The following is a 14,245-nucleotide window of genomic DNA, read 5'->3' as shown; positions in this document are numbered from 1 at the left end:
TCATGAATTTATTACCATTAACCTTTATATTTCCGCTCATTGGCTTTTTGATTTTAGCCTTTATGCGTGACAAACTCAGTGAGCAGGTAGCGGCAATAGTGGGTGTGGGTAGCATGTTGCTATCATCACTATGTACATTATTCGTCAGTTATACTTTTTTAACCACTCAGCCTGCGGGTACGGTGGTTGAAGTTCCTATGTGGACGTGGATGCAAGTTGGTGATTTTGCGCCAAGCTTTGGGTTAAGTTTTGATGGCTTAGCCTTAACGATGATCGGGGTTGTTACCGGAGTCGGCTTTTTAATTCATCTTTTTGCCGCTTGGTATATGAGAGGCGAAGACGGCTTTGGGCGCTTTTTTAGCTATATGAATCTGTTTGTCGCCAGCATGTTGTTATTGGTGTTAGGCGATAACTTATTATTATTATATCTTGGCTGGGAAGGCGTTGGTATTTGTTCTTACTTGCTGATTGGTTTTTACTTCCAAGACCGTGCCAATGGTCGCGCGGCGATCAAAGCGTTTACGATCACTCGCATTGGTGATGTATTTTTAGCATTTGGATTGTTTTTATTATTCCGTGAATTTGGGACGCTTAATATTCAAGAGATTATTACTCGTGCGCCTCAAATATTCGATATGAATAATCCGACCATGATTTTGACGACCATGATGTTGGTTGGTGGGGCAATGGGTAAATCGGCGCAGCTACCGCTACATTCGTGGTTGGCTGATGCAATGGCAGGTCCTACGCCAGTTTCAGCGCTGATTCACGCGGCAACGATGGTGACAGCAGGCGTTTATTTAATCGCGCGTATGCATCCGTTATTCTTATTAACCCCAGGTGTTTTATTGTACTGGGTTGGTGCTGTTGGGGCGTTGACATTAGTGGTCGCTGGACTTTGTGCATTGGTGCAGACTGACATTAAGCGTATCTTAGCGTATTCAACCATGAGTCAAATCGGCTATATGTTCTTAGCGTTAGGCGTTGGTGCATGGCAAGGCGCTATTTTTCACTTGATGACACACGCTTTCTTTAAAGCGTTGTTATTCTTATCGTCAGGTGCGGTTATCCTTGCGGTACACCATGAGCAAAATATCTTTAAGATGGGTGGTTTGCGTAAGAAGATACCATTGGTGTTTTGGTGTTATATCGTCGGTGGCGGTGCATTAGCGGCGATACCTTGGGTGACGGTTGGTTTCTACTCAAAAGAAGCGATTCTTTGGGAAGCCTATGCAACCGGTCATCAATTCCTGTTTTATATGGGTGTGTTTGGCGCGTTCTTAACCGCTATCTATACGTTCCGTATGATTTGGATTATCTTCTTTGGCGAAGAAAAGACACATGCACATAAATTGTCTGGCGTGTCGTATTGGTTGCCACTTAGCGTATTGTTAGTGTTATCAACGGCAGTTGGGGCATTCATTACACCACCATTACAGGGCGTATTGCCAGAGAGCGTTGGACATTTATTAGAAGTTGCCAATCAAGCACATGATAAGCATACGGCTGAATTTATTGCGATGGGTGCCATGCTTGCGGGTCTTATTATAGCGGCATTATTATATGTGGTGGATAAGGGTCGGATGCTGACAAGCTTTAAGCAGACACGTATTGGTTCTGCGCTATATCATTGGTGTTATAACGGTTTGGGCTTCGATGCGCTATACGATATCGTTTTTGTAAAACCCTTTTTACTCATTGGTCGCTTATTCAAAGCTGACCCTATTGATAAAATGTGGAATATATTGCCAATGCTGGTATCAGCGGGTAATAAAGCGTTGTCTGCGACGCAAACGGGGTCACTTCGAGGCTATGCTACAAGCTTTGGCTTGGGTGTCGCTGTGCTGTTGGTGCTGGTAATTATGACGGTGGTATAAGATGATAGAGTTACAACAAACGTGGATGCTACCAGCATTAATCGCAGTGCCGTTTATAGCGGGTCTGCTATGTTGGTTAGTTGAGCGGGTTAATAAACGTCTGCCGCGCTGGATTGCTTTGATCGGTATGATACTGACCTTTGCGCTATCGATAGCGTTATGGCAGCTTGGTGATTTCTCAGGCATGAGTAAACAGGTGATAGCACCTGATGCTGCGGTGCCATGGGTTGCTCAATTTAGTGTGCCGTGGATACCAAGCCTTGGTATTAGCTTCCATTTAGCGATGGATGGTTTATCGCTATTGATGGTTGGATTGACAGGACTATTAGGGGTTGCTGCGGTTGCTTGTTCGTGGAATGAGATTCAACGTCGTGTAGGGTTTTTCCACCTGAACTTATTGTGGAGTTTGGGCGGTGTTATCGGTGTTTTCTTAGCCATTGATATGTTCTTATTCTTCTTCTTTTGGGAGATGATGTTGGTGCCTATCTACTTCTTGATTGCCATTTGGGGTCATGATGTACCGGGCAAAACCAAAGAATACGCGGCGACCAAGTTCTTCTTATATACCCAAGCGTCTGGGCTTATTATGCTTATCGGCATTTTAATCTTGGTGATTATTAATTACACCTATCGCGGTGCAGTTAGCTTTAATTATAATGATTTGCTCGGTACGCCTCTTGGCGGCTGGGAATATCCGATTATGCTGTGCTTCTTTATTGGCTTTGCGGTTAAGTTGCCGATTATTCCCTTCCATGGTTGGTTGCCTGATGCGCATGCGCAAGCACCAACAGCGGGTTCGGTGGATTTGGCAGGGGTACTGATTAAGACCGCGGCTTATGGTTTGATTCGCTTTGTGTTACCGTTGTTTCCAGCGGCATCGCATGAGTTTGCTCCGATTGCTATGACCTTAGGTACGATTGGTATCTTTTATGGCGCATGGCTAGCCTTTATGCAAACCGATATGAAACGTTTGCTGGCTTATACCAGTATTTCGCACATGGGGTTTGTGGTGTTGGCGATTTATGCCGGAACTTTACTAAGCTTACAGGGTCTGATGATTCAGATGTTGGCACATGGTTTAAGCTCAGCGGCGCTATTTATTATGGCCGGTCAGCTTTATGAGCGTCTGCATACTCGCGATCTGACCTTGATGGGTGGTATGTGGGGGCAGTTCCGTTATTATGCGCCGATACTCATGTTCTTCTGTGCCGCGTTATTAGGTATACCGGGTACCGGGAACTTTATCGGCGAGTTTATGATTCTGTTCGGCTCGTTCGCTGACTATCCAGTATTTGTGGTATTGGCAACGTTCAGTTTGATTTTAGCTGGTCTGTATTCGCTTATTTTGATTCATCGTGCGCTCTTTGGGGCGAACAATATTAAAGAAGTGGCGTTACATGAGACTAAGTCACACGGTTTACCTGAGCGTCGCCTAAAAGATTTGGGCAAGCGCGAGTTGTCATTACTGCTCTTGTTAGCGATGGGATTAGTATGGCTTGGGCTTTATCCGCAGCCGTTCCTTGATACGTCAAGTCATGCGATGCAGTGGATTAATAATGCGTATGTTAATAGTCAGGTGACACAAGTAGATGCGTCGCAGTTACTTGATGCAATGGAGGCACGTTAAGTCATGAATGAATTTACGATGAATGATTTGATGAGGCTGATGCCTTATGCGCCAATCATTGCGGTAGTCATTACCGTGCTGTTAGTCATGATTGCTATCACGATTAAACGCTCCCATGTGGTCACTGGCACCATTACAGTGGTAGGGCTGAATATCGGTCTGTTTACGCTACTGGCGCAAATAGGTGGGGTTATCAGTAGCGGTTCAGCCGTACCACAAGCTGAGCAGTTATTTGTGATTGATAACTTTGCTCAGTTTAATATGGTAGTTATTTTTATCTGTGCGCTGGCGTGTTGTACGCTGTCGTACGCTTATTTGATGAACCTAAAAGACAATAAAGATGAGCTGTATTTGCTCATGCTGTTATCGACCACTGGTGCGTTGTTAATGGTATGCTCGCAGCATATGGCAGCATTCTTTATGAGTTTAGAGCTGCTGTCGGTACCGTTATATGGTCTATTGGCTTACACCTTTTTACGCGACCGTTCGCTTGAGTCGGGGCTTAAGTATTTAGTATTATCAGCGACGGCATCGGCGACATTATTAATGGGTATGGCATTTATATATGCGCAAGTGGGCTCATTAAGCTTTAAGCAGATTAGTGTACAGCTAGCGACTATGTATGAGTCACCGCTATTAATAGTGGGTGCGGCAATGATGATGTTTGGTATTGCCTTTAAGTTATCGGCAGCGCCGTTTCATACGTGGACGCCTGACGTTTATGAAGGTGCACCTGCTCCTGTTGCGACTTATTTGGCATCCGTGACTAAAGTGGCGATGATGGCACTGGCTATTCGCTTCTTAATTGATAGCGCGCTGCTAGCGTTACCATCGGTACAGATGCTCATTATGGTCATGGCGACCTTATCTATTCTCATCGGTAACGTATTAGCCGTACGTCAGACCAATCTTAAGCGCTTACTCGGTTACTCTTCTATTGCCCATATGGGTTATGTGATGGTGGTTATCGTCAGTATTGGCAGTGCCGCTGATAGTATCTCTAGTATGTATATGGCGGTTTATGCCTTTACCTCTATCGGGGCATTTGGTGTCGTGACCTTGATGTCGAGCCCTTATCGCCAGTCAGGTGAAGCGGACGAATTGGTACATTATCAAGGGTTATTTTGGCGCCGTCCGGTATTAACAGCGGTGCTGACCATTATGCTGCTGTCATTAGCCGGTATCCCACTAACGGCAGGCTTTATTACTAAGCTATTTGCCATACTTGCAGCAGTTCAAGGCACCAACTGGTTCTTAGTAGCCATGATTATCTTAGGTAGTGCTATTGGTTTGTTCTATTATCTGCGTGTGATGTTAACCCTGTTTAAACGTCCAAAAGAGTTTATTGAGTTTGACGTTACTGGGCAATGGGGTATGCGTATGGGCGGTATCATGGTGATTGCGGTGACAGTCGTGGTTATCTTATTTGGTATCCTACCTAATAGCTTAATCGTGTGGTCAAATATGGCTCGCATTTGGTAAGGTTGACGTGATAACTGATAGATAATTTACTGTGAATAAGCGCTCTTATTGAGCGATTACGGATAGAAAACCAAGATGCGCCACGTTTATGATAAACTTGGCGCATCTTTTTTTATGTAATTTTCTTATAAACCTTTGATTGTTTTTCTAACAAAAATACAGATTCATACCTATAAGTGACTAATTATTATGAGTGATACTATTCAAACGGTAACCGTGCTCAGTAAAACCACATGGACGCCCAATCTTTTTAGTTTTACCGTCACGCGCCCCGATAGCTTTAAATTTACGGCTGGACAATTTGTACGCTTGGGCGTGAACCCAAGTCGCTTAAAGTATCATCAGCACCAAGACACACAAGAATCAGAACACGCACCGGATGAAGATGTTTTTCGGGCTTATTCTATTGTGTCATCGCCTTTTGATGAGGTGCTGGAGTTTTTCTCTATTGTGATTCCTGATGGCGCATTTACTTCACAGTTGCAGCACTTACAAGTGGGCGATGAGTTATTGCTCAATACCATGCCATTTGGATTTTTGACTTTAGCGCGTTATCAGCAGCCGCTGCCCAAAGATTTATGGCTATTGGCTACCGGTACTGGCTTAGCGCCCTTTTTATCGATGTTGCAAGATTTGCAAACCTGGCAAGATTATGGGCATATTGTGTTGGCATACAGTGCGCGAACGGCTGATGAATTGGCCTATGTGGATAAAATTAAGCAGCTACAAGATGATTTTGGCTTACTGGTGGACAATCCTGCACGCTTGATTTTTGTGCCCATTGTCACACGAGAACCCGTTGACGGTGCGTTAGGCGCACGTTTGCCCAAGCTATTATTAGAAGGAACACTGCAACAACAGGCTGGCATTGCGCTGGAGATTGATAGCGCTCATGTGATGGTGTGCGGCAATCCCGAAATGGTTGATGACACTAAAGAGGCGTTAAAAACGCTTGGCTTGGTGATGAATCGCCGCGGTGAGGGCAATATTGCCGTAGAGAATTATTGGTAAAGTCAAGAAAATAAAACGCCGCTATCGAATGAATCTTACGGTTACGGCGTATGAATGGAGAGAAGCCATCTTTATAAGCACTATTTTTGATAGACACTATTTATGCTTGGTTTAAGCTTGACTGGGTTCTGTAGCATCACCTAGAGGGTTGATTGGACCTTTCATCAATTCTGGCTCATCATCATCGTTGATGATATTTTCACCGCTGCTTGTACCTAAGAGGTCTCGATAGTTTACTTGGGTTTTAAGGATAAGTTGTTCTTCTTCAACCTCGCCATAGTTCACTTGCACTTTATGTAACGTGCTCATAATCTTTTGGTTCTTTTTTAGCCAGCGATGAATGTCTAGATAAATGATGTCTTCTTTAGCACGAGCGATATTGATGTAAGTTAAAATAACGCCTAGTGGATCCTTTTTAAGGACACTATGATAAAACCAAATCGCCAATTTGATACCTTGGCGCTTGAAAAAAGATTCACAGCGCAAGTTGAGCACATCAGTATAAGTTAATTGCCCAAAGACAAAGCGTTGCACATTACGATCAAGCTGGGCATGAACGAGCCTAAAGTTACTCGCAACCTCAACATAAATGCCTGCAACGTTAATAGTGCAATACAGCCGAAACCATTGTTCATGCAGCTCAACACGTAGCTCTAAAATAGCTTTTACATTGTCAGTGACAAATTTTTGCAACGCGTCATTGACATATTTCTGCGCGACTGGCAGCCGAATTTCATCATCAAGTTTATCAGTGGTTTTGTTATATAGTTTTTTTATGGTCTGGGTTAGGCTATCCCAGCCTTCACTAAAAGACTCGCTAAAACGGTAGTCGAGATTATCAAAAAAGTCTTCAAAATCACTCAAACTTATGATCCTTATATATGATTACAAAATGTTAGGTTATCGTCCCTGATAAAAGATGACATGTCAAAAAAAGTCATTAAATCCATAGCTTACAAAGTAGCTAAGAAAAAGAGTATATAGCAAAATAGTTTGGTGCAAAACGGATAGGCGCGTATTGTAGCAAATAACCTAAATAACTTACTTATAAACATATTTTATAAGATATACCACGTTTAAAACCCATTTATACAAAAGATAGAACAACGAGCTATTATGGAATTTTTAGGATTTACCCTTGATGTGGCAACACTCACCGAAAATGGCTTGAGCTTATTATTTAAAGTCATTATTGCGTTGCTTATTTTTGTATTTGGGCGCTGGCTGGCTCACAAAGTGGTCAATTTTGCCAATCGATTGATGGTGCGTAGCCGTATAGAACATACAGCCGCGAACTTTTTAAGTCGATTGTTATACGGCATATTATTGGTCATCATTGTCCTTGCCGCGCTGAATAAAGTTGGCGTACATACCACTTCAGTGGTTGCGATTTTGGGCGGTGCTGCGGTTGCGATAGGACTGTCATTAAAGGATCAACTGTCAAATTTTGCAGCGGGTATTATGATTGTAACCTTTCGCCCCTTTGTACGTGGCGACTACGTGCAGATTAAGGAATTTACGGGCACGATTAAAGAGATTACCTTAGTCAATACCCATATGACGACGGTTAATAATCATGACATCATCATTCCGAACAGCAGTATCACTACCTCAGCCGTTATCAACTATACGACGCTGCCCAATCGCCGCGTCGATATTACCATTGGTATTGGCTATGATGCCGATATAAAAACCGCAAAAAATATCCTACTGGAATTGGCGAATAGCAATGCCATGTCACTTAGTGAACCTGCGCCCATTGTTCGGGTAACCAATTTGGGCGATAACTCCGTTGATTTGACCCTCAATGTTTGGACGAGCAATGATGACTGGTGGAGTATGCAGTGTGATTTGCTTGAGCAGTTTAAATATGCATTGGATGATAATAAAATCGATATGCCCTTTCCGCAGCGCAGTGTTCATGTTAAAGGGTTAGAGCAGCTGGTGAATAAAGAGCAAACGCCCAAGCCACCGCTGGATAATTTGCATAAAGAAAAGTGACTGTTATAAGCAATTAATGTAAGTCACAAGCATAAGTCAGAAAAATGAGCAGGATTAAAGGTAAGGATTAGGCAAGTTTAATTGCGCTAAAATATCAATTTCAAAACTTTCCATTTCATCCTGCTCAGCTTGTCCAAGCTCATGATCAAAGCCCAGTAAATGCAAAATACCATGCACCAATAAATGGCTAATATGCTGCTCAATAGTTTTGTCCTGTTCAGCCGCTTCGCGTACAACGACCTCGTGACAGATAATAAACTCACCTAACGGTAATGTGGACATCAACTCAATAATGCTTGCCGGCATCTCGCTTGGATACGATAAAATATTGGTTGGATAGTCTTTGCCACGTGCCTCTACATTGAGCTCACGCCCTTCCACAGCATCAGTGATATAAATATCTAAGCCTTTTACTTTTTCTGCCCATATTGCGTTATCAATATCCGCAAAGTAGGGCAGGACAAGACCTGTATTCATACGCTCAGCTATATAGTCTAACGTTGCGCCTAATACAGAGTAGAGAGTTTCTTCTGAATAGAAGCTATTAATCAGCTCAGCATCGATACTATCGGCGGCACTAATCGTAATCTCATATAAGTCTAAATTGTTCGTATCGGTATTATTCATATTATAATTTTCATTATTAGATTGGCTCATTATTATACCCTTTGGTAATGTCGTTTATTTTATTAAAATAAAACCATAAAAAACCGAATATGATATCCGGTTTTTTGTTTTTACAGTGAGATGTTTAACATAGTGGCTTTAACAGTATGCGCTATAACTTAGCAGCGGCATCTGCTATTGCTTTCTTGCGCGCTTGCTCAGCAATAAAGCGTTCTTGTTTACGTTTTTCGTTGAGAGTTTCTTCTTTTTCATCAAACGCATCGTATGCTTCGACAATTTTTTGTACCAATTGATGGCGTACCACGTCTTTTGAGTCAAACTTAGTAATACGAATTTCTTCAATATCACTCAAAATTTCCATCGCTTGCGCTAATCCTGACTTGGTGCCGCGTGGCAAGTCGACCTGTGTGATATCCCCTGTAATCACGGCACGTGAGCCAAAGCCTAGACGCGTTAAGAACATTTTCATTTGTTCAGGGGTGGTATTTTGCGCCTCATCCAAAATTACGAAGGAGTTATTCAGCGTACGCCCACGCATATAAGCGAGCGGCGCAATCTCAATCTCTTGGCGCTCAATCATTTTGCCAACTTTATCAAAGCCTATCATCTCATATAGTGCATCATATAATGGACGTAAGTAAGGGTCAATTTTTTGGGTTAAATCACCGGGTAAAAAGCCCAGTTTTTCGCCTGCTTCAACCGCTGGTCGTACTAGCAAAATACGCTCAATCTCATTACGTTCAATCATATCAACCGCGCAGGCAACCGCGAGATAGGTTTTGCCCGTACCGGCAGGACCAATACCAAAGGACACATCAGAGGACAGAATATCTTTTACATAACGTTGTTGATTACCGCCGCGTGGGATGATTTTACCTTTACGAGTACGAAGACCGATTGGGGTAAAGTCAGTGGGCGCATCTAAATTCTCTTCATCGCTCATGTCAGGAGTCGGTAAATCATCATCGACATCTTTATCACGTGCAAGGCTTGATTGGATAATCAGGTGCAGCTCTTCTGGGCTAATATTCTTTGAGTTTTGCGCTTCATCGACCAGTTTATATAAGATAAGTTCGCCACGCTCAACGTCTGATAAATCACCGCTTATAGTGAAATCTCCTTGGCGTTGGCTGATTTTAATATCGAGACGCTCTTGCAGATATTTTAAGTTGTTGTTGTATTCCCCAAGTACCGTTTTTAGCTGGGCTGGAGTTAAAAATTCGATTTTTACGTGGCGGCTCATGGAAGCAGTCAAGTGATTATCCTTTTATTAAATGCCCTATGTCATCGATAGTAAGTATTGTTTGATAAATGACATAATTAATGGGCTGAATAGAGAGAGTGTTTGATACGCTATTATTAATTTCAAAAAGTTATTACATTTAAAAAGGCTAATGGGTTTAAAAGGCTAATAAATTGAAAGTTAACGCTGTATTACTATGTTTTTTAAAAGAGGACAAAATTTATAGCGACATTAATAGTGGATTGGAATTAATAATGACAGACAGATAAGCATTTACTTTATTATGGTTGATAGTTTTTAAATTTCAAGCCATTGCCGCGCTGGACAGGACGGTTTTTGTATGTCGATTGCAACCACTTGGCAACCTGATTTTTCCTTAGTTTCTAATCGTTGCCGGTTATACTCGTCAGTATAGGGAGTGGACAATAATTTGTGGTAATCTGTTGAGTTATTATTGGCAATTTAAGCCGTCATTTCTTCAATATCAAATCCATACACATAAAAAATATAAGCTAATAAACCGTTGTACGCGGTCATAAATGGCGTTATGAAAACGCATTAAGCCACGCATCATAGGAAACATAAGATGATAAATATCGCATCAAATGCAGCAAGTGATCAGCAGTCTTCTAATCAATCAAACTCTACTCATGCAGCAGCACTCACGGATCAGCATGTGCTTATTGTTGGTGGTGGACATGTGGGTTTGTCCTTTGCGCTACTGTTGGCACATCATGGTATTGCTAGCACTTTGCTGGAAAAGAACAGCTATCCGACGATTAGCCCCAATGACGATGAAACACGCAGCCACTATTTAGACAGTCGTAATACTGCGCTATCACGGCGCACGGTGCAGATTTATCAAGAGATTGGTTTGTGGTCAGCATTGCAAAGCCATGCTTGCCGCATTGATGCCGTACAAATTAGCGAGCAAGGTAGTTTTGGGCGTGCGCAGTTGAATAAAGTAGATGAGCAAGTTGAATCCTTTGGGCAAGTGATGGAAAATGCGTGGCTTGGGCGCAAACTATTATTAGCCGCGCAAAATGATGCGCTGATTACGATTATCGATCATGCCAATGTCACTGCGGTTGAGCAACAAGCGACTGGGGTCAAACTGCGCTTTAATTATTATAATGAAGAAGAGCATGAGCAAGAATTGCAGGCAAGTCTCTTGGTTGCTTGTGACGGTCGTGATTCTACGGTGCGTCAGCTTCTTGATATCGGTACAACAACTTATGATTATCAGCAAACGGCGATTGTCGGTGTGGTTCAAACCGATAAACCACATGAACATAGTGCGATTGAGCGCTTTAGCCCCGCAGGTCCTTTAGCGGTATTACCATTGACCGATCCAGAAGGCGATGGTAATGATGACTATCAACAAGGTTACAGACGCTCAGTAGTTTGGGTATGTCCGACAGGCGAAGAAACGCAGTATTTAGAAAATGATGAACATTTCTTACAGACTTTGCAGCAGGCATTCGGGCAACGCGCAGGCACGTTTGTTGCTGCTGGTCGTCGCGGTGCGTATCCATTAACGCGTGTATTGGCAGACAAACAAGTACAAGGACGCTGCGTCATTATGGGCAATGCAGCGCACACTTTGCATCCGGTCGCGGGTCAAGGCTTTAATCTTTGTATGCGTGATGCGCACGTACTGGCGCAAATGATCAGCGCCCAAGTTCTAAAAGGCGCTGACATTGGCGACCCAACACTACTAAAACGCTACGAGAAATCACGGCAATCAGACCAAAAACGCGTCATTCGCTTTTGTGATGCCGTCGTCCATGGTTTTACCCATCCCAATCCGGCAATTAAGCTGGCACGTAACGTTGCATTACTGGCCTTTGATAAATTACCCAATATTAAGCCGCTAGTTGCTAATTATGCGATGGGTTTAAAATCTTAGAGCTTTGATAATAATGAACGTTGTAAAAAATGATGACTGCTTAAAAAAGGTCGGTTTAATAGCTGCTTACGATGCTCTCTATAAAGTCTAATTAATAAAGGATATGTTATGCAAAATAACCATACGCTAATTATTGGTGGCGGTATTGTTGGCGCAAGTTTGGCATTAAAACTGGCGCAAGCCAAGCTGCCCGTAACCTTAATTGATGCCCATCCAAAACGCAGCGAAAAGGATTGGGTAGATAAATTGCAGCAGCGCGATGCACGGGTCTATGCCCTAAGCTTAGCCAGTATTAGGCTCCTCGAAAATATCGGTGCATGGCAAAAAATTGCGACATCAGGGCGCAAAGCTGACTATACGCAAATGCAAGTATGGCAGCGTGATGGTATTGGTGAGCTACTGTTTGGTGAAAATGAGCTTGGTGAACGTAATGATAATAATGATGGCGATGATAAAGCCAATGTTACGTCTGAATTATTGGGTAGCATGGTTGAGCCAGCCGTTATTGAGTACGCATTGTGGCAATGCTTGCACGACCCAGCTATCAGTGAATACCTAACCGTCATTGCTGGGCAGAAAGTAGTGCAAATGGATTGGCAAGGAAGTCAGCACGGTTACCGTGTCACTTTGAGTGACAATACAGTTATTACCGCAAAATTACTCGTCGGTGCGGATGGGCGTGGCTCATTTGTACGTAGGCAAGCAGGCATTGAGCTGGATACCTTAGATTATAAGCAAACGGCAATTTGCTGCGCCATTCAAACTGAAAAGCCGCACAAGGCAACTGCCCGTCAAGCTATGTTGCCAACAGGCACGCTTGCATTATTGCCGCTTGCCGATATCACCGATGCGGATAAAGCCCAGCCACAACATTGGCAATCTATCGTTTGGACACTGCCACGCAATCAAGCGTTGGATTATTTAACCGAATCACCGCGCACGATTGCTGATAAATTGGCGGCTGCCAGCAGTTATGAATTGGGCGCTATCAGCCAGATAGAATCGATTGACAGCTTTCCATTAACCGCGCAGCAAGCGAACAGCTATATCTCGGATAATTTGGTTTTGATTGGTGATGCCGCTCATGGCGTACATCCATTAGCGGGGCAAGGATTGAACTTGGGTATGCTTGACGTAGCAGTATTAAGCGAGCAGCTGTTACATGATTTTGCCCGTAGTGGCGGTACGCTTTGGGGTGCCAATCAAACCTTACGACTGTATGAGCGTCTACGTCGACCGCACAACAGTTTGATGATGCATAGCTTTTCGGCCCTTAACTGGCTGTTTGCTGGCGAGCTGGCGCAACTGCGTCCTATTCAGCAGATACGTAATGAAGGTATGTATCGAGTAAGCAAAATTAAACCATTAATGCGGCTATTTACTAAAAAGGCTAGTGGGGTTTAAAAATGAATGATCTAATAACTAAATGAATAATAACTGTCGGCTTAGTTCGTGGACTATTTACAAATAATATGAGTAAGATTAAGAAAGAGATTGTATGAAAACTAGAGTAGAAATGATTATTGAAACGCTTAAAGAAAATCCTGATCGTACTTTTACTGCTCGTGAGCTTGCTGAGTTTTTTATAAGTCGTTATCCGGCTGAAATGAAAGAAAAACAAAAAAATCCACGGTATAAAACTTACAATGATCTTGTAACTCAATTGGCTGCTGAAGTTGGTGGAAGTCGAACACAAACAGCTAAGCAACAGTGTTCGAATATAGCTACTCAAGATAGACCAAGACCGAGATTATATTATTGGTCAGAAAACCCAGTTATTATTAATGATTCAATACAACAAACCACACTTGATGTGCTAAACATTCAGACGAAGTCTGAATGTAAAATTGCTAGTAATCTCGTCCCTGATTTAAATGAGCATGACCTATATCCATTATTAATTAAATTCTTGGCAGAAGAAACAGGTTTGTTCTGTAGACGAATTGACGAAAGAAAATCGCGAAATACCCAAGGTGCAGGTGGAAACCACTGGCTACATCCTGATATTGTAGCGCTAGAAACGTTAGATAAAAATTGGTCTAGTGTTGTGCGAGATTGTGTACGTAATAGTAATGATGCTTTTGTAAGGCTTTGGTCGTTTGAGGTTAAAAAAGATTTAAACAAAAGTAATGTACGCAGAAGCTTCTTTCAAGCAGTTTCGAATTCTAGTTGGGCTAACTATGCTTATTTAGTTGCTACAGGATTGGATTCCTCAGTAGAGAGTGAACTACAAATGCTCGCAGGTTTGCACGGAATTGGCGTATTGATATTGAATACGCAATCGTTATTCGATAGTCAGATATTGATTCCAGCTCGTGAGCGTACTAATATTGACTGGTTATCTATTAATCGAATCACTGAAGAAAACAAGGATTTTGAATCTTTTATCGATCAAGTTGGTATTTATATTCAAACAGGTAGAATTACTAAAAGTTTGTGGAATGAGTAGCAGAATCAATGAAAGCTAC

Annotated in this window: 11 protein-coding genes; 8 read left to right on the top strand and 3 right to left on the bottom strand. The window is 42.5% G+C overall.

Translation table 11 applies throughout. The features are described from left to right. The first annotated feature begins 2 nt into the window (after nt 1-2). The 4 genes from nuoL to AOC03_RS03250 all read left to right on the top strand — a co-directional run bounded on the left by nuoL (nt 3) and on the right by AOC03_RS03250 (nt 5,997). Nucleotides 3-1,877, top strand: coding sequence for an NADH-quinone oxidoreductase subunit L (nuoL, locus tag AOC03_RS03265; RefSeq protein WP_062533583.1), 1,875 nt, complete (start codon nt 3-5; stop codon nt 1,875-1,877). A gap of 1 nt (nt 1,878) precedes the next feature. Next, nucleotides 1,879-3,504 carry an NADH-quinone oxidoreductase subunit M gene (gene nuoM / locus AOC03_RS03260; protein ID WP_062533582.1) on the top strand — a complete coding sequence of 542 codons (1,626 nt, stop codon included), beginning with the start codon at nt 1,879-1,881 and terminating at the stop codon, nt 3,502-3,504. Between the two features lie 3 nt (nt 3,505-3,507). Further along, nucleotides 3,508-4,986 carry an NADH-quinone oxidoreductase subunit N gene (locus AOC03_RS03255; protein ID WP_062533581.1) on the top strand — a complete coding sequence of 493 codons (1,479 nt, stop codon included), beginning with the start codon at nt 3,508-3,510 and terminating at the stop codon, nt 4,984-4,986. 189 nt (nt 4,987-5,175) lie between these two features. Then, nucleotides 5,176-5,997 (top strand): ferredoxin--NADP reductase, encoded by an 822-nt coding sequence (locus AOC03_RS03250; protein ID WP_062533580.1) that lies wholly within the window; start codon nt 5,176-5,178, stop codon nt 5,995-5,997. 111 nt (nt 5,998-6,108) lie between these two features. On the opposite strand, the gene AOC03_RS03245 is transcribed toward AOC03_RS03250, so the two are convergent. Beyond that, entirely contained in the window at nt 6,109-6,861 is a 753-nt protein-coding gene (locus AOC03_RS03245; RefSeq protein WP_227514280.1) for a hypothetical protein, read from the bottom strand. Between the two features lie 252 nt (nt 6,862-7,113). Here AOC03_RS03245 and AOC03_RS03240 point away from each other — a divergent pair, with 252 nt between their 5' ends. Further along, nucleotides 7,114-7,998 carry a mechanosensitive ion channel family protein gene (locus tag AOC03_RS03240; protein ID WP_062533578.1) on the top strand — a complete coding sequence of 295 codons (885 nt, stop codon included), beginning with the start codon at nt 7,114-7,116 and terminating at the stop codon, nt 7,996-7,998. A gap of 54 nt (nt 7,999-8,052) precedes the next feature. On the opposite strand, the gene ybeY is transcribed toward AOC03_RS03240, so the two are convergent. Continuing rightward, nucleotides 8,053-8,655: an rRNA maturation RNase YbeY gene (gene ybeY / locus AOC03_RS03235; protein WP_062533577.1), complete on the bottom strand. Its 603-nt coding sequence runs from the start codon at nt 8,653-8,655 to the stop codon at nt 8,053-8,055. Between the two features lie 121 nt (nt 8,656-8,776). Continuing rightward, nucleotides 8,777-9,880, bottom strand: a complete 1,104-nt coding sequence (locus tag AOC03_RS03230) for a PhoH family protein (RefSeq protein WP_204247922.1) — start codon at nt 9,878-9,880, stop codon at nt 8,777-8,779. Between the two features lie 574 nt (nt 9,881-10,454). On the opposite strand from AOC03_RS03230, the gene AOC03_RS03225 reads away from it, so the two are divergent. From AOC03_RS03225 to AOC03_RS03215, 3 genes are all read left to right on the top strand, one after another. Then, nucleotides 10,455-11,777, top strand: a complete 1,323-nt coding sequence (locus tag AOC03_RS03225; RefSeq protein WP_062533575.1) for an FAD-dependent monooxygenase — start codon at nt 10,455-10,457, stop codon at nt 11,775-11,777. Between the two features lie 108 nt (nt 11,778-11,885). Continuing rightward, a complete protein-coding gene (locus tag AOC03_RS03220; RefSeq protein WP_062533574.1) occupies nt 11,886-13,181 on the top strand; it encodes an FAD-dependent oxidoreductase in 1,296 nt (431 codons plus the stop codon). A 94-nt stretch (nt 13,182-13,275) separates the two neighbouring features. Further along, the gene (locus tag AOC03_RS03215) at nt 13,276-14,226 is read left to right on the top strand and encodes a COG2958 family protein (protein ID WP_062533573.1); all 951 of its coding nucleotides are present in this window, start codon (nt 13,276-13,278) and stop codon (nt 14,224-14,226) included. Nucleotides 14,227-14,245 lie beyond the last annotated feature (19 nt).

The sequence above is a fragment of the Psychrobacter urativorans genome, assembly GCF_001298525.1.
Classification (GTDB): domain Bacteria; phylum Pseudomonadota; class Gammaproteobacteria; order Pseudomonadales; family Moraxellaceae; genus Psychrobacter; species Psychrobacter urativorans_A.
This window is presented reverse-complemented; position numbering and strand designations above follow the sequence as displayed.

Bases quoted from the DNA above. Each gene is read 5' to 3' on its own strand.
- nuoL (WP_062533583.1), top strand. From the start codon at position 3: ATGAATTTATTACCATTAACCTTTATATTTCCGCTCATTGGCTTTTTG.
- nuoM (WP_062533582.1), top strand. From the start codon at position 1,879: ATGATAGAGTTACAACAAACGTGGATGCTACCAGCATTAATCGCAGTG.
- AOC03_RS03255 (WP_062533581.1), top strand. From the start codon at position 3,508: ATGAATGAATTTACGATGAATGATTTGATGAGGCTGATGCCTTATGCG.
- AOC03_RS03250 (WP_062533580.1), top strand. From the start codon at position 5,176: ATGAGTGATACTATTCAAACGGTAACCGTGCTCAGTAAAACCACATGG.
- AOC03_RS03240 (WP_062533578.1), top strand. From the start codon at position 7,114: ATGGAATTTTTAGGATTTACCCTTGATGTGGCAACACTCACCGAAAAT.
- ybeY (WP_062533577.1), bottom strand. From the start codon at position 8,655: ATGAGCCAATCTAATAATGAAAATTATAATATGAATAATACCGATACG.
- AOC03_RS03225 (WP_062533575.1), top strand. From the start codon at position 10,455: ATGATAAATATCGCATCAAATGCAGCAAGTGATCAGCAGTCTTCTAAT.
- AOC03_RS03220 (WP_062533574.1), top strand. From the start codon at position 11,886: ATGCAAAATAACCATACGCTAATTATTGGTGGCGGTATTGTTGGCGCA.
- AOC03_RS03215 (WP_062533573.1), top strand. From the start codon at position 13,276: ATGAAAACTAGAGTAGAAATGATTATTGAAACGCTTAAAGAAAATCCT.